This is a genomic window from Labilithrix luteola, assembly GCF_001263205.1.
GTDB classification, from domain to species: domain Bacteria; phylum Myxococcota_A; class Polyangia; order Polyangiales; family Polyangiaceae; genus Labilithrix; species Labilithrix luteola.
In genome coordinates this window covers 9,166,098-9,188,471 of sequence record NZ_CP012333.1, presented here as the reverse complement: position 1 = coordinate 9,188,471, position 22,374 = coordinate 9,166,098, and the positions used below count along the sequence as shown (strand labels likewise).

19 protein-coding genes are annotated in these 22,374 nt (G+C 67.3%); 9 read left to right on the top strand and 10 right to left on the bottom strand.

Features of this window, described 5'->3' with window-relative positions; all coding sequences use genetic code 11:
* Positions 1-287: 287 nt before the first annotated feature.
* The 3 genes from AKJ09_RS39810 to AKJ09_RS39800 all read left to right on the top strand — a co-directional run bounded on the left by AKJ09_RS39810 (position 288) and on the right by AKJ09_RS39800 (position 3,752).
* A complete protein-coding gene (locus AKJ09_RS39810) occupies positions 288-932 on the top strand; it encodes a hypothetical protein (RefSeq protein WP_146653055.1) in 645 nt (214 codons plus the stop codon).
* Positions 933-1,132: 200 nt separating this feature from the next.
* Positions 1,133-2,137: a tetratricopeptide repeat protein gene (locus AKJ09_RS39805; protein ID WP_169928239.1), complete on the top strand. Its 1,005-nt coding sequence runs from the start codon at positions 1,133-1,135 to the stop codon at positions 2,135-2,137.
* Between the two features lie 130 nt (positions 2,138-2,267).
* Entirely contained in the window at positions 2,268-3,752 is a 1,485-nt protein-coding gene (locus AKJ09_RS39800; protein ID WP_146653053.1) for a TolC family protein, read from the top strand.
* 43 nt (positions 3,753-3,795) lie between these two features.
* On the opposite strand, the gene AKJ09_RS39795 is transcribed toward AKJ09_RS39800, so the two are convergent.
* From AKJ09_RS39795 to mutY, 3 genes are all read right to left on the bottom strand, one after another.
* Complete coding sequence (locus AKJ09_RS39795; RefSeq protein WP_240488988.1) at positions 3,796-5,247, bottom strand: TolC family protein; 1,452 nt, start codon at positions 5,245-5,247, stop codon at positions 3,796-3,798.
* A gap of 193 nt (positions 5,248-5,440) precedes the next feature.
* The gene (locus AKJ09_RS39790) at positions 5,441-6,637 is read right to left on the bottom strand and encodes a GGDEF domain-containing response regulator (protein WP_146653051.1); all 1,197 of its coding nucleotides are present in this window, start codon (positions 6,635-6,637) and stop codon (positions 5,441-5,443) included.
* Between the two features lie 66 nt (positions 6,638-6,703).
* Complete coding sequence (mutY, locus tag AKJ09_RS39785; RefSeq protein WP_169928237.1) at positions 6,704-7,807, bottom strand: A/G-specific adenine glycosylase; 1,104 nt, start codon at positions 7,805-7,807, stop codon at positions 6,704-6,706.
* Between mutY and AKJ09_RS39780 the strand changes: the two genes are divergently transcribed.
* Positions 7,806-8,018: a hypothetical protein gene (locus tag AKJ09_RS39780; RefSeq protein ID WP_146653049.1), complete on the top strand. Its 213-nt coding sequence runs from the start codon at positions 7,806-7,808 to the stop codon at positions 8,016-8,018. The two genes, mutY and AKJ09_RS39780, sit on opposite strands and share 2 nt — an antisense overlap.
* A gap of 86 nt (positions 8,019-8,104) precedes the next feature.
* On the opposite strand, the gene AKJ09_RS39775 is transcribed toward AKJ09_RS39780, so the two are convergent.
* From AKJ09_RS39775 to AKJ09_RS39765, 3 genes are all read right to left on the bottom strand, one after another.
* Complete coding sequence (locus AKJ09_RS39775) at positions 8,105-9,481, bottom strand: dihydrolipoamide acetyltransferase family protein (RefSeq protein WP_146653048.1); 1,377 nt, start codon at positions 9,479-9,481, stop codon at positions 8,105-8,107.
* Between the two features lie 113 nt (positions 9,482-9,594).
* Positions 9,595-10,578 carry a transketolase C-terminal domain-containing protein gene (locus AKJ09_RS39770; protein ID WP_146656109.1) on the bottom strand — a complete coding sequence of 328 codons (984 nt, stop codon included), beginning with the start codon at positions 10,576-10,578 and terminating at the stop codon, positions 9,595-9,597.
* 65 nt (positions 10,579-10,643) lie between these two features.
* Positions 10,644-11,735 (bottom strand): thiamine pyrophosphate-dependent dehydrogenase E1 component subunit alpha, encoded by a 1,092-nt coding sequence (locus AKJ09_RS39765; protein ID WP_169928236.1) that lies wholly within the window; start codon positions 11,733-11,735, stop codon positions 10,644-10,646.
* 505 nt (positions 11,736-12,240) lie between these two features.
* Between AKJ09_RS39765 and AKJ09_RS39760 the strand changes: the two genes are divergently transcribed.
* A complete protein-coding gene (locus AKJ09_RS39760; protein WP_146653046.1) occupies positions 12,241-14,145 on the top strand; it encodes a hypothetical protein in 1,905 nt (634 codons plus the stop codon).
* A 36-nt stretch (positions 14,146-14,181) separates the two neighbouring features.
* On the opposite strand, the gene AKJ09_RS39755 is transcribed toward AKJ09_RS39760, so the two are convergent.
* The 3 genes from AKJ09_RS39755 to nadB form a co-directional block, all read right to left on the bottom strand.
* Positions 14,182-15,006: a DUF4142 domain-containing protein gene (locus AKJ09_RS39755; protein WP_146653045.1), complete on the bottom strand. Its 825-nt coding sequence runs from the start codon at positions 15,004-15,006 to the stop codon at positions 14,182-14,184.
* A 246-nt stretch (positions 15,007-15,252) separates the two neighbouring features.
* The gene (locus AKJ09_RS39750; RefSeq protein WP_169928235.1) at positions 15,253-16,065 is read right to left on the bottom strand and encodes a CPBP family intramembrane glutamic endopeptidase; all 813 of its coding nucleotides are present in this window, start codon (positions 16,063-16,065) and stop codon (positions 15,253-15,255) included.
* 2 nt (positions 16,066-16,067) lie between these two features.
* On the bottom strand, positions 16,068-17,732 hold the full coding sequence (gene nadB / locus AKJ09_RS39745; protein ID WP_146653043.1) for an L-aspartate oxidase: 1,665 nt from the start codon (positions 17,730-17,732) through the stop codon (positions 16,068-16,070).
* A 204-nt stretch (positions 17,733-17,936) separates the two neighbouring features.
* Between nadB and AKJ09_RS39740 the strand changes: the two genes are divergently transcribed.
* From AKJ09_RS39740 to AKJ09_RS39730, 3 genes are all read left to right on the top strand, one after another.
* Positions 17,937-18,761, top strand: coding sequence for an electron transfer flavoprotein subunit beta/FixA family protein (locus AKJ09_RS39740; protein WP_146653042.1), 825 nt, complete (start codon positions 17,937-17,939; stop codon positions 18,759-18,761).
* 14 nt (positions 18,762-18,775) lie between these two features.
* The gene (locus AKJ09_RS39735; RefSeq protein WP_146653041.1) at positions 18,776-19,738 is read left to right on the top strand and encodes an electron transfer flavoprotein subunit alpha/FixB family protein; all 963 of its coding nucleotides are present in this window, start codon (positions 18,776-18,778) and stop codon (positions 19,736-19,738) included.
* Positions 19,739-20,339: 601 nt separating this feature from the next.
* Positions 20,340-20,699 (top strand): DUF1304 domain-containing protein, encoded by a 360-nt coding sequence (locus AKJ09_RS39730; RefSeq protein WP_146653040.1) that lies wholly within the window; start codon positions 20,340-20,342, stop codon positions 20,697-20,699.
* A 39-nt stretch (positions 20,700-20,738) separates the two neighbouring features.
* On the opposite strand, the gene AKJ09_RS39725 is transcribed toward AKJ09_RS39730, so the two are convergent.
* A complete protein-coding gene (locus tag AKJ09_RS39725) occupies positions 20,739-21,209 on the bottom strand; it encodes a DUF2141 domain-containing protein (RefSeq protein ID WP_146653039.1) in 471 nt (156 codons plus the stop codon).
* A 114-nt stretch (positions 21,210-21,323) separates the two neighbouring features.
* On the opposite strand from AKJ09_RS39725, the gene AKJ09_RS39720 reads away from it, so the two are divergent.
* On the top strand, positions 21,324-22,067 hold the full coding sequence (locus AKJ09_RS39720; protein WP_146653038.1) for a glutathione S-transferase N-terminal domain-containing protein: 744 nt from the start codon (positions 21,324-21,326) through the stop codon (positions 22,065-22,067).
* Positions 22,068-22,374 lie beyond the last annotated feature (307 nt).

Genomic DNA, 22,374 nt, shown 5'->3' with positions numbered 1-22,374 from the left:
ACGCGAAACCTTCGCCGCGAGTTGCGCAATTCGCGTCGCGCGTTGTGCGCGTGGGTCACTTTTTGTGATCCAGGGGGGTGAATAAGAGGACCACCCGGGCGTCTGTCGGAGCAGAACAGCTCTTTGGGGGGCGGCGCGCGCGAGGCTGCGTGGAGCCGGAAATCCAAGGGGCAATTGGAGGATGGGTGGCTTCCGATCTGGCGTCGGACAGCCAGCTGTCTCGCCGGAGGTCCGTTATGCGTATTGCGTCATTCCTTCTTTCTTCAGCGATGTTTTCGGCTCTCTCGATGGCACTCTTCGCGGGCGAAGCGCACGCGCAAGACACTGCACCTGGCGGAGCACCTCCCGCCGCCGTCGCGCAAACACCGGCGCCGCGCGAGCAACCGAAGGTCGAAGACTCGGACGACGACTACAAGCATTTCACGGTCGGATTGAATCCGCTCGGAGTTGCGATCGGTCGTTACAGCCTCCAGGGCGAATATCTGCCCGCGAAGCATCACGCAATTACGCTCAATCCATTCTTCGCGCACGCGCCGGTCACCGTGACGGTGAACGGTCAAGACGTCGACGCCGGCTCACTCAATGGCTTCGGTGGCGAGCTCGGCTACCGCTTCTACACGGGCTCCAAGGGCTCGAACGGCTTCTTCGTCGGGCCGTCGTTCCTGTTCGCCAGCTATTCCCAGAGCGCGCCGACCGGAACCAACACGTCGGCGCAGGCCTCGAGCGATTCGTTCACCTCGATCGGTGGCGCGCTCGATATCGGAGGTCAGGCGATCATCGGCCCGGGCGTCGTCGTGGGCGGCGGATTCGGCCTCCAGTACACGTCGACGAGCAAGGACATCAACACGGACAACCTCAATCTCGCGAGCGCCATCATCGCTGGCGGAGGTGTTCGCCCGCGCTTCTTGCTGACCGTCGCTTACGCGTTCTGAACCGCTTCGTAACAGTTGCTAACTTAGTTTCTTAGCGCGTCCGCATGCGCGGTCGGAGGAGCCGTTCTCCGACCGCGCAAGCGAAATCGACCGCGGCTTAACGATTCGTTGCGCACTGCAATCACGCTCGCTACATCCTAACGTCGAGCATGGAGGCAGGCAGTGAAACGCGGCGGCTGCGCCAGGAAATCGAAGGGGCGTTGACCCGCGCCTTCGATCCGGCAGACGTCCTTCCACGTCTTGCCCGCCTCGCGCGGCTTGCTTCCCCGGCGAGCGACGACGGCATTTTTGCTCATCGTCAGCTCGCCGAGCTCCTCGTCGAACGTCATCCTTGGCGTGCGGCGATCTATGCGCGCCGCGCGCTTGCGCACCGCCAGGCAGACGACCGCGCTTGGGCGGTTCTGGCCTTCTGTCAGACTCTCCTCGGCAACTTTCGATGCGCGGTGAGCGCCTACGAGCGCGCCATCGCTTGCGCGCCCGGAAACCCGTGGTACGCGCACAACCTCGGCCACTTGTTGGACGTGGCCGTGGGCAAGCCGGAGCGCGCGCTCCCTTGGCTCCGCTCGGCTTATGCGGCCAAGGCGGAGAACTCGGAGATCGTCGCGTCGTACGTCCATGCCCTTGCGCGAGCTGGGCAGATGGATCGGGCGCGTCCGATCCTCGAGCTCGCGCTCAGCCGCTACCCTTCCCGGGAGCTCGAAGCTCTCTCGCGATGGCTCGATCAAGGCGCGCCCGCGCGGCGTCCGGCACACTCGAGCGCTCCTCCGCGATCGACGCCGGCCCCTCCACCTCGTTCGGTCGCGCCGCGTCGCGCGACCACCACGCGCCGCCAGCCGAAGGGCCATCCCCTCGCACGCGTGCTCGAACAAGGCCTCTCGCATCTCCCGCTCGACACGAAGCAACGCGAGCGCGCCCTTGCCCTCGCGAACGACGCTCTCTCGGAGCGCGCGAGCATCTTGCCCCCCGCATCCAAACGCACGCGCCAAAAGTCGGTCGAGAAGACCGCAAAGCGCGACGACCTTGCTGGTCTTGCGGCCGCCGTCGCGTACGCCATCGTGTACGTCGACCATCTTCCGCTCTCTCAGGCAGAGGTGGCCGCCCCCTTCCGCGTCGCGGTAGGCCGCCTGCGCGGACGGTTCGCCGAGCTGCGGGCGAGGCTCGATCTCATCCCGGGCGACGCTCGGTACGCCACGACGCGTCGCTGATCGCTCTCGGCCCCCCGCGAGCTCAGCGGATGTCGGGCGCGTGAGCTCTTCGTGTCGGGGCAGAAGATCGCGGTTGCGGGGAATACGCGCAACCTGGTGAGGTTTCTCCTCATCCATAATGTCGCGCCCCATGCGAAGGCCGATCGCTTCCGGCTTCCTCTTTTCGTCCAAGTCGTTGATCGCAGGTCTCGTCGTTCTGTCCGTCGGTCGGACGGCCCTCGCCCAGCCTAGGACGGCGCCTGCGCCCGCCGGTAAGCCCACGCCCGCGCCCGCCGGTAAGCCCACGCCCGCCCCTCCCGCTCCAGAAGAGCTCCCGGCCCCGCCGGACGTGGACGATCCCATGCTCCAGCCCGTCGCGCGGGCATCGACGGAGATCGGCACCTGGGAGGACGCCCTCAAGTACGTTCGCGCGCGTTCGACGGACTTGCAGATCGCCCTGCAGGACGTGGCGCGGGCCGATGCCCAATCGCGCGTGGCGCTCGCCGGTGCGCTTCCCACCATCAACGGTACCGGCACGTACACCCACAACATCATCACGAACACCACGGCCCAGTTCACGGGCATCGGCCCGGCAGGCCCGACCACGCGGGCCGTCCAGACGCCGTATCCCAACTACCTGACCGGTTCGATCGTGGCGACGCAGCCCGTTCTGGCGCTTCGCACGTGGAACGCGATTGGAACGGCGCACGTCGCGGCGGATGCCTCGCGCCTCGCAGTGAGCGACGTCAAACGGCAGATTGCCCTCGGCGTCGCGAACTCCATCGTGAGCGTCGTCACCAGCGAACGCATCGCCGAGCTCAATCGCATCGGTCTGCGCAACGCACTGCAGCGCCTCGATCTGACCACGCGGAAGGCAGCGCTCGGCGGCGCGACGGGCATCGACGTCGTCCGCGCACGCCAGGACGTGGAAAGCGCCCGCACCACGCTCGTGGCCGGAGACGAGTCGCTACGTCAGGCCCGTGAAAACCTCGGCCTCGCGCTCGGCGTGCCCGAGCAGATCGGCGTGCCTCCGACCGTCGACATCAGCGGCCTCGAACAGGGCGCCAAGTCCGTCTGCAAGCCCGTGGGATCGGTCGAGGATCGCCCGGACGTCGCCACGCTGAAGAAGCGCGTGGAGATCGCGCACCGCAACGTCAACGACGTGAAGTACCAGTTCGCGCCCACCGTCACCGTCCAATCGCAGCTCGCCACCACCACGATCGATACGGGCGCGACGCCAAACACGACGTGGAACGTCCAGGCCGTGCTCTCCGTGCCCATCTGGGACGGTGGCGCCCGCTACGGCAACCTGCACGACACCCAAGCCCAGGAGCTGCAAGCCGTCGAACGGGTCGAGGCGCAGCGCCGCCAAGCCACGATCGACGTGGAACGCGCGCGACGCAACGTCGGCGTGGCCGACGAACGACGGCGCGTGGCGGCCGCCGCACGGGATTTGGCTGCGGAGAACGACCGGCTGACCCGCGCCTCCTACCAGGAAGGACGCGGCACGAGCCTCGAGCTCGTCACCACCGCGCAGGCACTGCGCGAGGCGGAAATTCAGCTCGCGCTCCGCGAGTTCGAGACCGTCAACGCGCGCGTCGTCGCCGTGCTCGCCCTGGCGTCTTGCCCCTGGTGAGCGTGAACGTGAGCGGGTGCGGGTGCGGGCGTCCGCGGTTCCTTCAGCTGTCCTGAGGAGCCGCGGCGTCCCAGCCGGTGACTTGCGCGAGCACGCTGAGCGCGACGTTGAAGTCCATCAGCGCCTGAACGTGGTTCGCGCGAGCGAAGACGTAGGAGCGCAGCGGCTCGATGAGATAGCGCTCGTCTTTCGTGCCGAGGTCGATCGCGTCCTGCGCGTTCGAGATCCACCGCTTCGCACGGTGCTCGGCGCGGTCCCAGTTCTCTTCGCGGGCCTTCGCTTCGATCGCGCCGGCATAGGCGTTCTCGACCTCGACGGCGACACCGCCAAGCGCGAGGCGCTCGAGTGAGCGAGCCTCTTCGAGCTGCGACTCGGCGCCCGAAAGGCGGGCCTGCTTGGGGAGCAAGTCGAGCCCCCATTCGACGCCGAACGCGAAGCCTGCGCCGAAGCCGTTGTAGGGGTCGCCGATCCACGCCGTGTTCTGCGGCGTGGCGCTGGGCGCGATGGCGTACGAGAAGCCGACGCCGACGCCGATGTTCGGAAAGAGCTGCGCACGCGCGAACTCGACCTGGGCCTTGCGTGCGGCGACGCCGGCGCGCGCGAGGTTCACGTCGGGGCGGAAGAGGCGCGCCGCCGTGAGGTAACGCACGACAGGACCGAGAGTGTTGGTCGGCCGGCGCAGCGGTTCGTCGGGAATGTCGAACGCGGTCTGGACGCCGGTAAGGAAGCGCAGTGCCGCGTTGGCGAACGCCTCGCCCTTGCGCGCCTCGGCGACGCGTGCGTTGAGCTCGTCCTTGTAGATCTCGAGGCGGAGCTTGTCGGGCTCCTCGACCGACGTGTCGCCGGCTTCGAGCTTCCTCACCGTGCCCTCGATCGCCTTGTTGAGTTGGCCGAGCACTTCGTTCGCGATGTAGAGCGCGTCGCGCGCGAGCATCAGGCCGAAGTACGCGCGGCGAACGTCGATGCGGACCTGTTGGCGGACCTTCTCGAGATCCCACTCGCTGAAGCGAACCTGGGCCTCCGCCGCGCGCTTGATCGATTCGATCTTGCCGAACGTATAGAGAGGAATGTTTCCGCGAACGCCGAACTGCAAGAACGGCTCGTAACCGGAGCCGAGACCTTGGTTGAGGATGCTTCGCGGAACCGCGTTGTAGAACGGCGTGCCGCCGAGCCGCGGAAGGACGCCGAAGGTCGAGTTGGCGGACCAGAACGAGTACGGCGTGTACTTCGCCTCGTCGAGCTGGGCGTGGACTCCGGCGAGGCGGGCGCGCGCCGCCCACAGGTTCGGGTGGTTTCGCTCGGCGAGCGCAAGACACTCGGGAAGCGAGTACGCGTGAGGCCTGATCGTCGCGAACGGAGCCGGCGACATCGGCATATCGTCGGCGGCTGCGTGCGTCTTCGGCTCTTCGGCCTTCTTCGCGTCCTGCGGATCGTCTTCGAGATCCAGATCACCGGCACGCGCGGACGACGCAAAAAGACCGCTGCCGACGAGCATGCAGGCCACGGCGAGCATCCGCCGCGCACGCGTGCCGATCAGCGGGGCACTCCCCCGAGCACTCTTTCGGCACCAAATGGACATCTCGGCGGGCGGACACTACCAAACCGACTCGCCATGAACCAAGTACGACGTGCGAGCGTCGACTACCCATGACATGCGTGTCGCGGGCCGTGTGAACCGCCTGGCTGGGCTAGATTTCCGGGGCGCCGGCGGAGGGGGTGTAAATGAACCCCTCTTGCTGGAACACGCACAGGCGATTTCCGCCCTTGCGTTTCGCCTCCAGAAGAGCCGCTTCGAGGGCTCCGAGGAGGGCTTCCTTGGTCCGCACGTCCCGGCTCGGGTAGAGCGCCACGCCGACCGAAACGGTCACGTGGGCATCGTGCACGCCCGCCTGGTCCGCGTTGGATGCTCTCGAAGCCGCAGCGTTGCTGCCTGAAAACGTTTTGGCGGCCACGTCGCGCCAGATGCGGGATGCGACGACCAGCGAGCCCGCAAAATGGGTCGCAGGCAACATCACGAAGAACTCGTCTCCGCCGTAGCGCGCGACGATGTCCGTGTCGCGGACGGAGCTCTTGATGACCTCGACGATGCCCGACAGCACGCGATCCCCGTGCGAACGACCACCGCGCTCGTTTTGGACCTTGAGGCCGTCGACATCGAGAATGCAGCACGCGAGCGGCTCGGCGTGCAGCGATGCCTTTTCGAACTCGCTCGCGAGCCGGTCGTGGAGGAATGCAAACGAGTGAGCCCCGGTGAGCTCGTCGTAGGAACGCAATCGCTCCAGGCGGGCGCGCGTGGCGCGAAGAGCGTCTTGCGCGCGTTTGGTTCGCAGCGCCGAGGAAACGCAGACGAGCAGCTCGGTCTGCTCGAACGGTTTGCAGACGTAGCCGTCGGCGCCGATCTTGAGCGCTTCGATGCGACTCTTGGTGTCCGTCTTGGCGAAGATCATCGCGACGGGGACGTCGCCGGTGAAATCGTCGCCTCGGAGGCCCTTGATCGTCCGGCACGCGTCGACGCCGCTCATCCGAGGCATCACGGCGTCGAGCAAAACGACGTCGAATCCGCCGCGCGCCACGAGCTCGACGGCTTCGTGCCCATCGGTGGCAACCTCCACGTCGTAGCCGCTCGCGCGCAGCGTGCTGGCGATGAGCTCGCGTGTGGCTTCGTCGTCGTCGGCCACGAGCACGCGGCAAATCGCCTCGTGCGCGTCGTCTCCCAGCCTCTCGTCCAGGCTGTGGAAGATGCGCTGGCCGGCGACGTTGGCCGCCATCGCGGCGCGCAACATGGTCGACTCGCGCTCTCGGGTGAGGTCCGAGTCACTGTCGTCGAGAGGAAGCGCTCGCGCGCGTTCTACGGGTCCGTTGGGCTTGGGATCGCTGATGGACACGTCCCTTACACGATGCACTCCCTTGAGCCCGAGGTCCACTTCGGAGGCGCGCCTCTCGCAACTCTCCTAGGCGTCTTCGAGAACGCCCGCGCACGTCAGGATTTTTCGAGCAAGTGTGGCAATGCCGAGCTTCTCGGAGCCGCGCTCGATTTCCCCAACGGCGACGAAGCGGACGTCGTCGTAACCCTCGGGCGGCGCGACGCGAGGAAGGGAGCGGACGCTGGCATTGAGCACATCGACCGTGAGCTTCCGATGCGACAGAACGTGTTCGACGCTGCCGACGCGCTTGGCGTCCTCCACACCGAACGCCGACGTCAGCGCACCGCGCGACCGCGCCGAACCTTCGATCGAAGGAGGCTCCCAAAGGCCACCGAAGAGGCGATCGGGCGTGCGTCGAGCGAGGAGCACGGCACCGTCGGAGGCCCGCGTCACGACGAGCGACTGCACCTTTCGCGCAAGCGGCTTGGCCTTCGGCGAGAGGACCGGGAGCTCCGACGTTCGCTGCTCGGCCCGGGCGCGGCACATCGTCGAGACCGGGCATTTGTGACACGCCGGCTTCACCGGGGAACAAACGGTTGCGCCGAGCTCCATGAGCGCCTGATTCCAAGCCCCAGGATCCTGCTTGGCGACGATCTTGTCGGCGAGCTTCTCCGCGGTGCGCATGCCCGCCTTGCGCATGTCCTCGTCGATCGCGAAGAGACGCGCGAGAACGCGGGCCACGTTCCCGTCGACGAGGCCCACCGCCTCGCCGAACGCGATGCTCGCGATGGCGCCCGAGGTGTAACGACCGATCCCCGGGACGTCGAGCAGGCCCGTACGGTTCGAGGGCAAGGCCCCGCCCTGCTCGGCGACCGCCTGCGCGCCGCGGTGAAGCAGCCGCGCTCGTCGGTAGTAGCCAAGCCCACTCCACATCGCGAGAACGTCGTCGGACGGAGCCTCGGCGAGCGCGACCGGAGTCGGGAACCGCTGCAAAAATCGGTCGTAGTAGCGAAGGACGGTATCGACGCGGGTCTGCTGGAGCATGACCTCGCTCACCCAAATCGCGTACGCGTCCCGCGTGTTACGCCACGGCAAGTCGCGCCGGCACGCGGCGTACCAACGAAGTAGAGCTTCTTGTAGCTGCGCCAGTTGCGCCGAGCCGCCGTCGGTCACATCTTCTGGCACCGGCATGAGCAAGTCGCTTCCGAATCCGGGTGTTGCTGCCGTTCTGTCCTTCATCGTCCCGGGGCTCGGGCAGATCTACAACGGGGCGTTCCTGCGCGGAATCTTCTGGTTGATCGTCTCGGCCGGCGTCTGGTTCGGCACCTGGGGCACGTTCGGCTGGATCTGCCATCTGTTGGCGTCCTACACCGCGTATACCTACGCGCGCGACAAGCACTGATCCGGGCGGGCAGACCTACGAAAAAAGAGCCCGAACGTTTCCGCTCGGGCCCTTCGTTCACGCAAGCTCCGCGGCTCGCCGTCCGATCACGCCATCTCGAGGAAGAGGCGGTCCGGGTTCTCGAGGAAGTGGATGACGTCGTAGGCGAAGCCTGCGCCGACGTGCCCGTCGACCACGCGGTGGTCGAACGAGAGCGAGAGCAGCATGACGTCGCCGATGACGATCTGGCCGTCTTTGACGACCGGCTTCTGCTTCATCTGGTGGACGCCGAGGATGCCGACCTCGGGGAAGTTGAGGATCGGCGTCGCGAAGAGGCCGCCTTCGGCGCCGAGCGACGTGATGGTGAAGGTCGAGCCGGAGAGGTCTTCGGCCTTCGCCTTGCCCGCCTTCGCGTCCGACGCGAGGCGCTCGATCTCGCGCGCGATCTCGACGAGGCTCTTGCGATCGGCGTCTTTGACGACGGGGACGATGAGCCCGGCGTCGGTCGAGGCCGCGATGCCGATGTTGTAGTACTTGCGGTAGACGAGCTCGTTCGTGGTCTCGTCGATCGCGCTGTTGAGGATCGGGCGCTTCTTGAGCGCGGCGACGACGGCCTTGACGATGAAGGGCAAGAACGTGAGCTTCACGCCCTGCGCTTCGGCGGCCGGCTTGAGGCGCGCGCGGAGCTCCTTGAGAGCGCCCGCGTTGCACTCCTCGACGAACGTGAAGTGCGCCGCCGTGTGCTTCGACTGCGCCATCTTCTGCGCAATCTTGCGGCGGACACCGGCGAAGGGAACGCGCTCCTCGAGCGCCGCTTGCGCGGGCGTGGGCGCGGTGATCTTCACGGCGTCACGCGCGGGAGCCTGAACCGGCGCGGGAGCGGCCGCAGGCGCGACGGGAGCCGGGGACCGGAGGAACGTCTCGACGTCGGCCTTCGTCGTGCGGCCTTGCGGGCCGGTCGGCGGGACCGAGCGCAGGTCGACGTTGTTGTCGCGTGCGAGCTTGCGCGTCGCCGGCGTGGCGAGCGGCTTGTCGTTGAAGTAGCCCGTGGCGAGGCCGCCAGCGGCAGCGCCGCCCGAGCTACGGGCCGGGCTGCCGCCCATGCCGGGGAGCGTTTCCTTGATGTCGCCGACCGCGGTGGCTGCGGGCTCGGCCGTCCCGTTTCCGTGGCCGTTCGTGTGGCCGTTCGCGTGGCCATTGCCGTTGGCGTGCGCCGCCGGCTTCTCTTCCGCCGGGGCGTCGCCGCCAAGATCGAAGACGACGAGGACGCCGTGGACGGCGACCACCGTTCCAGGAGCGCCGTGCGTCTCGAGGACCTTGCCCGCCTTCGGCGACGTGATCGTCACCGTGGCCTTGTCGGTCATGACCTCGACCATCGGCTGGTCTTCCTTGACGCTATCGCCCGGCTTGATCAGCCAGCTGACGATCTCGCCCTCGGTGACTCCCTCGCCGATGTCCGGCAGCTTGAATTCCCAGCGAGCCATGTTCGATTTCCTCTTTCGAAACCTTGAACCAAGCCCGTTCCGTCTCGAGACGCGAACGGGAGTCAAAAACGGCGGAGCTCCAGCTCCTCACGCATCCGGAAGTCTTCGAGCGATCAGTAGCGCGACGTCTCCACGATGACCGGAAGGATGCGGTGAGCGAGTGGGAGGTAATCCATCTCGAGTGTGTATGGGAATGGTGTGTCGAATCCGGTGACGCGCACCGGCGGCGCTTCCAAGTGGACGAAGCAGCGTTCGTTGACGAGAGCGACGAGCTCCGCGCCGAAGCCGCAGGTCTTCGGAGCCTCGTGTACCACGATCACGCGCCCGGTCTTCTTCACACTCGCAGCGATCGTGTCGATGTCGACAGGCCACAACGTGCGCAGGTCGACGATCTCGCACTCGATGCCTTGCTCGTGCGCCTTGTCCGCCGCGGCGATCGCCTCGTAGAGCATGGCTCCCCACGCGAGGATCGTCACCGCGCGGTCGCGCTTGCTCGCGGGCACTTCACGGACGACCTTGGCCTTGCCGAGCTCGACCGTGTAGTCGCCCTCCGGCACCTCACCGCGCGCCGCGCGGTAGATGCGTTTCGGCTCGAAGAAGAGAACCGGATCGGGATCGCGAATCGACGCGAGCAAGAGCCCCTTCGCGTCGTACGGATTCGAAGGGCACACGACCTTCAAGCCGGCGACGTGGATGAAGAGCGATTCGGGTGACTGCGAGTGGTAGAGGCCGCCGCGAATGCCGCCGCCGACGGGCGTGCGGACGACCATCTTCGACGCGTACTCGCCGCCCGAGCGCCACCGCATCTTGGCCAGCTCGCTGACGATCTGGTCGTAGCCGGGGAAAATGAAGTCGGCGAACTGGATCTCCGGCACCGGCACCATGCCGTAGAGCGCCATCCCGATGGCCGTGCCGAGAATGCCGCCTTCGGAGAGCGGCGTGTCGATCACGCGATCGTCGCCGAACTCGTCCCACAGGCCCTGCGTGACACGGAAAACGCCGCCCACGCGCCCGACGTCTTCTCCGAGGACGACGACGCGAGAGTCTCGCTTCATCTCCAGACGGAGCGCGTCGTTGATGGCCTGGACCAGGTTCATCTGGCGTTCGTTTGCGGCGCCCGTATTGCGAGAATCGCTGACCGTTCGATCGCTCTCGAGCTGAGTCACGACCGCCCCCCTTCTGCATACGCGAGAGTTCGCTGTTGTTCGACGAGGTGCGCCGGCACATCGGCATACACGTCTTCGAAGATGGTTCGCTTGGCGGGCTTTTCGGCCGCCTCGGCCTCGGCAACCGCCGTATCGATCTCGGCGCGCGCTTCACGCACGATCGCCTCGGCCGACGCGGCGTCGAGCGCTCCTTCACGATCGAGGAAGCGCCGGAGACGAACGATGGGATCGTTGGGACCGAGGGCGAGCAGATCGGCGCCCTCGAGAGCCGCGCCCGATGCCGGCGTCGTCACCGCCTCGACGAGCGTAGGCCCCTTCCCTTCGTCGGCCCGCGCGATCGCGGCGCGCACCACGGCGAGGACCGCGAGGACGTCGGAGCCGTCGACACGCGCACTCGCGACGCCGTACGCCACGGCCTTTTCGGCGAACGTTTCGGTCTTCGTCTGGCGCGCTTGCGGCGTGCTCACGGCGTGCCCGTTGTTGCGGCACACGAGCACGCACGGCGCCTTGAGAACGCCCGCGAAGTTCATCGCGTTGTGGAAGTCGCCCGTGCTCGTCGCGCCGTCGCCGAAGATGGCGAGCGTGGCCACGCGGTCCTTTCGGACCTTGGCCGACCAGGCGGCCCCGACGGCCTGGGGAGCGTGCGCGCCGACGACGCCGCTCGCCGGGGCGACGTTGAAACGTCGAGCGGGAGGATGATCGGGCGGAGAATGGCCCTTCGCTGGATCGAGCGCCGTCCCGAACGCGTGGTGCACGTAGGCCGCGATGGGCAGGCCTCGAACGACGGCCGCTCCCCACTCGCGCACGCCCGGGAAGAGCCAGTCGTCGGCGCGAACGCCGAGCGCGGACGCCACGATGACCGCTTCTTCCCCGATCGACGAAGCGTGGAAGGCGATCTTCTCCGATCGCTGCAGTTCGACCATGCGCGCCGAGAGCAGTCGCAACCGCACCATCGCGCGGTACGCGGCGACGGCCATGTTCGCTGCCTGGCGAAACGCGGGCTCGCCCCCATCGAGCGCCCCGTCGTCAGCGAGCGCCCGAAGCAGGCCCGAAGCAGGCTCGGCGGGCGCCTCGGGGGGACAAGACAACGACGGCGATTCGTTTTCCGACGTGGCCGGCTGCATGCTGATCGCGCACACTACTCCATGGCGGCCGACCGCGAAATCGCCGCCAACCCCCGTTTTGCAGCCCTCAGAGCGTCATCGTGCGGCCTGAACGCAACGCGTCGAAGGCATCCTTGAAGGATCGACGTGAGGCCCATCCGATGGGCTGGTGATGTTCGGAGACCCAAGGTAAGATCCCCGCATGGCGCGTCGCGCCTTCCTACCCACAATCCCTCCGCCGTCGACGGCACCCGTTCCGACCGCCCCGAACGCTCCGACTGTAACGGGAGCAGGGGCCGGTACGGTGCCGGCTACACCTGCGCGCGCGCCGGCCTCAGAAGCCCGCGGAAGCATTCCCCCGCCCTCCACGCGGGCGAGTCTGCCGCCGCCTTCGACGAGGGGAAGCCTGCCACCGGCTTCCCAACGTACGAACGTCGCGCCTCCTTCCCAACGTGGAAGCATTCCGCCATCGCCGATATCGGACGGGCGGATGGCCTCCACGCCAGGAATGGATGGCGTTCCGATGCACGCCGTCACGCAACTCCTCGACCGCCTCGCCGCGGCCGATGAGGCGCAATACATGGTCACGTGGACCGAGCAGCTGCTGAGCGGCCGCTCGCGCCTCGACCCTGCCCTCGCCGTTCGCCTGCTTCGGGCGTACCGCGAGACGGGTCGAGTCGACAAAGCACGTGATCTCGCGGCCTCGCTTCCGAGCTCGCCGTCGACGTGGAACCCGCTCGACACGGCACGTCTCGCGATCGAACGCGCGATTCTGTGCACGATCGACGGCCGGTCCGACCACGCCGAAGCGGAGCTCCGCCAGGCTTCTCGCGCACTTGCGGTCGCCCCGCGCGGCGCGGGCCTTCGCGAGCAGCTCGACATGCACCTCACGAGCGCGCAGCTCGAGCTCCGTCTGAACCGTGTTCAGCCGGCGCAGGCGGCGCTTCGTCTGGCGGAGCATGTCGCGGAGCGGCTCGAAGACGGCGCGTGGCGTGTGGCGGTGTCGATGTCGCTCGGCCACTTGGCCATGCGCCTCGCGGATCCGCGAACGGCCGGGAAGCACTACGGCGTCGCTCTCCAGCGCTCCCCTGCCCGCGGTCTCGCGGCCATGCGTGCGCACGGCAACCTCGCGATCGCGCTCGGCTCGATCGGTCAGTTCGACGATGCGCGCGCGAGCGCTGAAGGCGCCTGCCAGATCGCCGCGGAAATCGCCGCGGGCTGGCGTCACGCCGACGCGTACGACGTCCTCGCGATCGTCGAGATCGCGGCGGACAAGCCGCTTGCGGCCCTCCAAGCCCTCGACGACGCCCACGCGGCGCTCGGCGATCTGGAGCAGCCCACGCTGCGCTACCAGCTTGCGGGTCACCGAACCATGGCGCTCGCCATGCTCGGTCGCGCGCAGGCCGCCAAGCAGTGGCTCGCCCGCACCGACAAGCTGCGCTCGGACCTCTTCCAGGTCGACGCCATCGACGACCAGGACCTCGTGGCCACGCGTGCCCGCACGCTCGAAGCCTGCGGAAGTCCACGCGAGGCGCTCGACACGGCGATGCCTCACGCGGAGCGCCTCCCCGACGCGTTCGTGACCGGTTCGCTGAACCTCGTCATCGCACGCTGCGCGGCGGCCCTCGGTGAAAACGAGGTCGCCCGCGTCGCCACCGAACGTGCGGCGCTTTCGGGCGATCGCCACGGCTGGGTCTTCCCCGACCGTCAAGCGAGCGCCACGCTCTGGCACGGCGCGCTCAAGAGCGGCGACAGCCGCGTCGTCCGCTATGCCGAAAAGATGATCGCCGTCATCGCCACCGGCATGGCACCGCCGAGCATTCCGGCTCCGCGCTCGGCAAGCGTTCCGCCGCCGTCGCGAGGCTCGTTCCCGAGCGTTCCGCCGCCGTCGCGCGTTTCGATGCCCACCATGACGAGCCTTAGCGCGAGCCTCGGCGCCGACGACTCGTCCGAGCTCGAACGCATGCCGGACAGCGAGTCGCTCATCTACGTGACCACGCCTCAGGGCGTGACGCGCGTGCGCTCGACGGAGATGAACGCGGCGACGGAGGGCGCAACCCTCATCGTCGACACCATCGCCCACCAGCTCCGCATCGAGGGCCGCGAGGTCTCGCTCGAACGCCGTCGTGCGCTCGAGCCTCTCGTGGTGCAGCTCCTTCGCCGCGCCCGTGAAGGCCTCTCGGCGGAAGAAATCCTCCGCGCCGCAGGCGGCCCCGGGCCCGAATCGGCCGACGCCGAACATCGCGTCCGCGTGCTCATCTCGCGCGTCCGCGATCTCCTCGGCGATCCCGCGGCTATCGAACGCGTACGCGACGCGGGCGAGCACGGCCGCACGCGGTACCGTCTCTCACCCGCCGTCCGCTTCGCGCTCGTCGAACCGCTCTACACGAGCTGATTCGACGAGCGGTTCGCGGCCGCTCGAAGCAACGGCTTACTGGTTCGGCTTCGTGGTGGTGCCCTTCTTGGTACCACCGGCCGGGGCCGTGCCCGTGGACGACGAGTTGAGCTTGTCGTCGATCTGCTGGGCCTTGGTCAGGTTGTCCGAGACCTTCTTGCGGACGTCCGTGAGGTGGGTCTTCAGCTCGCCGTTCTGAGCCGCCGGCATGAGCTTGTTGTCGATCGTATCGAGGACCTCGCGCTGGATCTTCACCTGCGAGTCCATGTACGTCCGGTCGAAGTCCTTGCCCTTCTGCCCCTTGAGCGTCGTGAGCGTCGTCTCGGTATCGCTCTTCAGCTGGAGGGACACGTCGTTGTCGGTCGGCGCGATCCTCGCCGTCTGCTCGACGGTCTTCGCCTTGTTCGCGACGTCCTTCTGCTGCGTGACCATCATCGACGCGAAGCTCTTCACCTGACCGCTCTGGGCGTTCTTCGCCGCGAGCTGCGCGAGCTCCATCTGGCCACTGTTCGCGGCATTGACGACCGCCGCGATGTCGGAGTCGGTCATCTTCTCCTTCGCGCCCATCGTGCCGGTCTCACCGCCCATGCCGGAGGTGCCGGTCGTTCCCTGCTGCATGCCGCCAGGCTGCATACCGCCCATGGTGCCGTCCATACCGCCCCCCATGCTCGAGGTGGGTGGATTGGCCGTCTCCGGCGGCGTGATGGGCTCGCCCGTCGACGTCGTCGTGGGTGCGGGCGCCGTCATCGACGGCGTCGGGTTCTCCATCGACGGCTCCTTGGCGGGCTCGTTCGATCCTCCGCACGCCGCGAGCGCAGCGAACGCAGTCATGACCACGGTCAGTTTGACGAGATTTCGCATGCTCGTGTCTCCTTTCGAGAGAGCGATCGGACCGTCGAGGTCACCATCGCCATCGAGGGCAGAGCCACGAGTGCAACGGGGGTGCCCACCCCCAGAGTCGCGGATAGACAATGCATGCCGCACGCATGGCCTGCGCTCGCCGCGGAGAACCTCGAGGTGCGTCGATGCTGCGTCGAGGCTTGCCTCGCTCGCGCGCTCACGCGACCGACGAGCGTGGCGTGCGCGTTCGGTCGTTCGTGCCGCGCGTCAGTCTTCGAACGACGGTGCGCTTCGTCGCCCGAGGGCCGCCATCGCAACGAGCGCGATTGCCGCGAGGCCGAGTCCGCCCGCGATCATGGGCACGCGCCAATGGACCTCGTCGTGACCGAGCGCGTACGGAACGACCTCGACGCCGAAAAAAACCATGCTGCAGAGAAGCGACGGAAGCACGCTCCCCGTGAGCGCGCGCATCCAGCCGAGCGTCAGGGCCAGCGCCAAGGTCGACGCCATCCCGGGCGCGGTCACCGTCCCCATGAGGGCGTGATAGGCCGACGTCGCGACGATGACGATGTCCGTGCGGCGCCCGCGCTTGAGGAGCGTGAAGAGCGCACCGCGGAAGAGAAACTCGGTGCATGCCGGCAGCACGAGCACGAGCACGACGAAGACCGCCACGCGGTGGCCGAGCGTGTTCGTCGCGAAGATCTTCTCGAGCTTCTCGGCGTCCTCCGGGGACGGTGGATACTTCTCCTGCAGGAGCGCATTCAGCCGAATGGCCCCGGGCGCGAGGCCCGCACCGACGGCCGCCGCGAGCGCGAAGAACGCGGGCGACGCGGGCTTCAGCGCGAGGACGGCGCGGATCGAACCATTCGGCTCGTGCAGCCGCAGGATCGCGAAGATCACGATCGAGTGCGCGAGAACGGTGCACGTGGCAATCGAAACGAGGTCGGTGACCGCGCCTGGATGCGCCGACTCGGTGATGGCCAGCGACAGCTGGAGCAGCGAGAGGACGATGAGCGTCCACCCGGCCGCCCCCAGGAACGAGAGAGGCCTCGAGCGCGGCTCTTCCGAACTATCGTCCACGCCTAGACTCCGCTCGCCGGGCCGCGGAACGTCGCGTAGTGGGCCGGCACTCCGCGCTTGACCACGATATCGCGCGCCGACTTGGGATCCGTCTGCGGGTAATCGATGGTGAAGTGCAGACCGCGGCTCTCCCGGCGCGCCGCTGCGCACTCGACCACGAGCTGCGCGACCGTCGCGATGTTGCGGAGCTCGAGCAGGTCGCGCGTAACGAAGTACTTCCAGTAGTACTCCGCGATCTCGTCCTGCAGGAGCGCGATGCGCCTTGCCGCACGACGAAGGCGCTTGTCGGAGCGGACGATGCCGACGTAGTTCCACATCAAGCGGCGGAGCTCGTCCCAGTTCTGGGTGATGACGACCGCCTCGTCGCTGGGCACGGCCTCACCGACGTTCCACTCGGGAACTTCGGGGAACGGGCCGCTCTTGTCGATCGTCGCCAGGGCTTGCGCCGCGCGGTGGGCGAAGACGAGGCCTTCGAGGAGCGAGTTCGACGCCAGGCGGTTGGCGCCGTGGAGCCCCGTGTGCGCGCACTCGCCGATGGCCCATAGACCGGGGATGGTCGTACGCCCGTCGAGATCGGTGGCGATGCCTCCGCAGCAGAAGTGCGCGGCCGGAACGACCGGGATGGGCTGGCTCGTGATGTCGAGACCGAAGCTCATGCACTGGGCGTAAATCCCAGGAAAGTGCGACTTCACGAAGCTCGGATCGCGGTGCGTGATGTCGAGGTGCACGTACTCGGCGCCGGTGCGCTTCATCTCGTGGTCGATGGCGCGGGCGACGATGTCACGCGGCGCGAGCTCCGCACGCGGGTCGTACTCCTTCATGAACGGCGTGCCGTCCAGACGACGGAGAATCGCGCCTTCGCCGCGGAGCGCTTCGGTGATGAGGAAGTTCTTCGACTGCGGGTGGAAGAGGCAGGTCGGGTGGAACTGGTAAAATTCCATGTTCGCGACCTCGGCGCCGGCGCGGAACGCCATCGCGAGACCGTCGCCCGTCGCGACGTCGGGGTTGGTCGTGTAGAGGTAGACCTTCCCTGCTCCACCCGACGCGAGCACCGTGGCACGCGCGAGAATCGTGGCGACGTGCCCGTTCTCGGTGTCGAGGGCGTAGACGCCCGCGCAGACCTCGGGGCCTCCGAAGTTCGACATGGTGATCAGGTCGATCGCCATGTGATCTTCGAGGATGCGAATGTTCTTCTTCTGCGAGACGGCCTCGACGAGCGCGCGTTCGACCTCGCGGCCGGTCATGTCGGCCTTGTGCACGATGCGGCGCGCGCTGTGGCCGCCTTCGAGGTGCAGGTCGAGGTCGGTTCCGGCGTCGGGCAAACGCGGGCTCGAGTCGTCGGCGCTCGCGTAGCTTTGTGCGACGTCGAAGTTGGCGCCGATCTCCTGCAGCATCCGGATTCGGTCCGGCGCTTCGCGAACGCAGAGCTCGACGGCCCGCGGGTGGTTGATCCCGCCGCCGGCGACGATGGTGTCCTGGATATGGGCCTCGAAGGTGTCGCCTTCGGCAAGCACGGCGGCAATTCCGCCCTGGGCCCAGGTGGTGTTCGCGTCGTCGCGGGCGCGCTTGGTGACGACGATGACCTCCCCGTGGTCGGCGGCTTCGAGCGCGAAAGAAAGACCCGCGATCCCACTTCCAATGACAAGGAAGTCGCACGTCAGAGGCATGAGCCCCTTCTTAGCACGTCACCTGCCCGCGTCGTCGGCGCGTCGCCGCGCTTCAGGTTGATGGGGCGCAACACCGAGGCCCGCATGACTCGATGGGCTGGCTTCACCGGTTGACACCAACCGCTGCCCCGCCTTAAAACGCGCTAACTGAATCGCGATTCATTCCGGATCGCGGTCGTTCATCAGCCAGGTTGGGCAGGTCGCATGAAGATCCTCGTTCCGCTGAAGCGCGTCGCCGATCCGGACAACGCGAACAAGGTGAAGGTCAACGCCGGGAAGCTCGAGACCACGGGTCTCGAGTGGAAACCGAACCCCTTCGACGAGTATGCGGTCGAGACCGCGCTCCGTCTCACGGAGAACGGCGCCAACACGAAGGCTCGTCTCGGTGAAGTCGTCGTCGTCACGTTCGGCGGCAAAGACACGGAGACCACGCTCCGCGGCGCGCTCGCCACGGGCGCCGATCGCGCGATCCGCATCGACGCGACCGACGATCAGCTCGACGGCGACCTCGTCGCCCGCGCCCTGAAGGCGCTCGTCGAGAAAGAGAAGCCGGACCTCGTTCTCTGCGGCAAGCAGGCGGTCGACGGCGACTCGAACCAGGTCGGTCAGCTCCTCGCCGAGTACCTCGGCTGGCCGCAGGCGACGTTCGCCGGCACCATCAAGAGCGAAGACGACAAGTCGCTCATCGTCGGCCGCGAAGTCGACGGCGGCACCATCAACCTCCGCGTCACCCTTCCGGCGGTGGTCTCGGTCGACCTTCGCATCGTCGCGCCGAAGAGCGTGAAGTCGAAGCACACGGCCGACAGCCACAACTACCCCGAAGGCGTTCGCTTCGCGGCGCTCATGGCGATCATGGCGGCCAAGAAGAAGCCGCTCGTCGAGATGAAGCTCGCGGATCTCGCGAGCGACACCGCGCTCAAGATCACGTACACGGGTTTCGAGCTTCCGCCCGCGCGCAAGGCCGGTATCAAGGTCAAAAGCGTTCCGGAGCTCGTCGAGAAGCTCAAGTCCGAAGCCAAGGTTCTCTGAGGTAGGAGCACGTCATGGCAAATGTTCTCGTCATCGCGGAGATGCACGAAGGCAAAGTGCGTAAGTCCACGCACTCGGCCATCACCTTCGCCCGCAACGTCGGCGCTCCCTTCACCATCCTCGTCCTCGGACCGGGCTCCAAGGCAGCCGCTGCCGAAGTGACCGGCTTCGGCGCCGCGAAGGTCCTCGCGTGCGACGACGCGTACCTCCAGAACGGCCTCGCCGAGCGCGTGTCGCCCACCATCGCCGCGGTCGCCAAAAGCGGCGGCTTCGACGTGGTCGTCGTCACCGCCAGCTCGTTCGGCAAGGACGTCGCCCCGCGCGTCGCGGCCAAGCTCGGCGCCGGCTACGCGCCGGACATCAGCAACGTGAAGGTCGATGGCGGCAAGCTCACGTATCGCCGCCCGGTCTTCGCCGGCAACGCGTACGGCAACTGCCAGATCAACACGCCCGTCCAGGTCGTCAGCGTCCGCCAGAGCGAGTTCTCGGCCGCCGAGCCCTCGGGCGGTGCGAGCCCCGTCGAAGACGTCGCCGTCGCCGGCAAGGACGCCGCGGCGGATCGCGTCGAGTTCGTCTCGATGGAAACCGCGAAGAGCGAGCGTCCCGACCTCGGCGAGGCCCGCGTCATCGTCTCCGGCGGCCGCGCTCTCAAAGAGCAGTTCGCCAGCGTCCTCGATCCGCTCGCCAACCTCCTCAACGCCGCCGTCGGCGCGAGCCGCGCCGCGTGCGACGCCGGCTACGCTCCGCCGGAGCTCCAGGTCGGTCAGACGGGTCGCGTCGTCGCCCCGCAGCTCTACTTCGCCATCGGCATCTCGGGCGCCATCCAGCACCTCGCCGGCATGAAGGGCTCGAAGACGATCGTCGCGATCAACAAGGATCCCGACGCCCCGATCTTCCAGGTCGCCGACTACGGCCTCGTCGCGGACCTCTTCAACGCGGTCCCCGAGCTCGTCACCGAGCTGAAGAAGAACGCGTAAGCGTCTCCTTCACGAAAAGCACGCGAAGCGACGGCTCCCTCGAGGACGCCGTCGCTTCATCGTTTTGTAATCCCGGAGCCTGCACCGCTGGGGCATCGCGAATTCTTGCGCGAGAATCGTCACCTGCCGAAGACGCGTGAGAATTTCACAGGAAGGGCGGAAGATCGGAAGGGGGCCTCCCGCCTCACTTCCGTCGTGTGGCCTCGTGGTGCTCGTGAATTCCTTCGGAATTCACTCGCGGAGGAAGTGATCTCTCACGCGACCGACAACCACCTTCCGACGTCGGCGCCGACTGGCATCCTGCGAGCGCGAGCGGAGGATTTGGGCTGCTCGCGATCACCTTGCAGCGTCGGAAGGCGGCAGTCGGAGGCCACCGTGACTCACCCACGCGAGTGAATTGCGAAGCAATTCACGAGCACCACAAGGCGACTGGACGCAAGCGAGGCGACGCCCCCTTCCGATCTTCCGCCCTTCCTGTGAACTCTCTCTGGGCCGACCTGACAGCGATTCGCGTTCGTGTGCGCGAGTGCGATCTCAGCCGAGCGCACGTTGCATCGCGGCCATCCAGTGTTTCCGGCGACGTCTCGCGGTACGCTGAGGCGTGCCCATCGTTGCATCCGCGCTCGTCGCCTTCGTCGCGCTCGAACACGTCGGCTTCGCTGTCCTCGAGATGTTTCTCTGGACGACGCCGTTCGTGCGTAAACGCTTCGGAACGACCGAGGCCTTCGCCAAGGAGTCCGCGGTTCTCGCTTCGAATCAGGGCCTCTACAATCTGTTTCTGGCGGCCGGGCTGGCGTGGAGCTTCTTCGCCGGTGATGGGATGGTCCGGCCTCTCCGGCTCTTTTTCCTCGGCTGCGTTCTGCTTGCCGGCCTCTTCGGTGGCCTGACGGCGTCCAAGCGAATTCTCTTCGTGCAGGCGATCCCGGCGGCCATTGCGCTTGCCGTCGTCGTCCTCGGCTAGAGCCGACACGCAAGACAGGGCGCCGTACGCCGTACGCCTTCAGTACTTCATTTCCGCCCGCTCGACCGTGTGCTCGCCGCTGCGGTGGGCGAAGACGGCCGCGTCCCATTTGGGAGGCCCAAGGACGCCGACGTGCGCGTTTCGAGAGGCGGCATATCCCTCGGTTGGGAGTCCGAGGACGTTCTTGGTCATCTTCTTGTTGTCGTCTTCGTCGTGAAGCGCTGCGGCGGCGTAGTTGCCCTTGGGCACATTGCGAAAGCGGCACGTGACCAACGGTGCGGAAGGCGACGCGACGGCGGTGCGGAATGGCGTATCGCCAAGCCACGTCTTTTCATCGCGATACAAAGCACAGCGGATCGTGCCCTTGCGCTTGGGATCGATCTGCAGCTGGAATGCGACGTCGCCCGTCGCGGTGGCGCCGCTGGTCCCGCTGGCGATTGCGTGATCCAGGGGAGCGATGACGACGTTCGCCCCCAAGAGCAGCATCACGCCCCACGTTCGTCGATGCATCACCCGCCGACGAGCACCTCGGATGCCGTCGATCGGCGAGCTCAGCGACAGTCGAGCTCGGTGCAGACTGGGCGCCCTTCGTCATGCGCGTAAGTCCGCGCTAAAAGGGACGCCGTGCCGACCCCGCGTCTCGTCACCATCCCCTACAGCCACTACTGCGAGAAGGCACGCTGGGCGCTCGAGCGCGGCGGCGTGAAGTTTCTCGAAGAGATGCACGCGCCCATCTTTGCGTGGCGCGGCGCGCTCGGCGCTGGCGGTGGGCGCACCGTGCCGGTGCTCGTGACCGACGACGGTGTCTTCCCGGAGTCGACCGACGTGCTCCGGTGGGTCGACGCGCACGGTCGGCCTCCTGAGCCGTACTTCCCGCCCGACATGCCCGAGGTCGAGCCCCTCGTGTCGATGTTCGATCGCAAGCTCGGGCCCGCGACGCGACGCGTGGGGTACTTCCACGTGCTGCGAGGCGATCCGAGCTACGCCGAGGAGGTTCTCACGACCGATGTGCCAGCGTGGGAGGCGCGCGGCGTGCGGGCGTTTGGATGGGCGATCCGGCGTGCCATCCGCTTCGGGCTCAAGATCGACGAGGCTGGCGCCGCGCGATCGAAGGCGGTGATCGACGAGGTCTTCGCTGCGGTGAACGAGCGACTCGCCGACGGTCGCAGCACGCTCGCGGGCGACGCGTTCACGGCCGCCGACCTCACCTTCGCGGCCCTCGCCGGTCCGCTGATCATGCCGCCGGCATACGCGAAGCGGTTCGGGGGCACGGACCGCCTCCCATCGCCACTCGCCGCGCTCAGAAAGGAGGCGCTTGCGACGAAGGCCGGTGCGTTCGCGATGCGAATCTACGAGGCATACCGTTAACCGCCCTCGTCGCGAACGCGGAGCTCGCCGAACTCACGACCGAGCAAAACACGCTGCTGTTCAGCGCGCTCGCAGGTGGAGGCGAAGGCGAACCGCCGCCCGCGAATGGTTCGAACCGTCGGCGAGGCGGTCGCGCGCGGCCCAGGGATAGGTTCGAACCGTCGCCCAGCCGCTCGCCTACCGCATGCGGGTGGTTCGAACCGCCGCCCAGCCGCTCGCCTGCGGGGTGCGAGTGGACGAGGACTTCTAGACTCGCGGAGGAGTGACCTCCGTCGCAACCAACAATCACCTTCCGACGTCGGAGCCG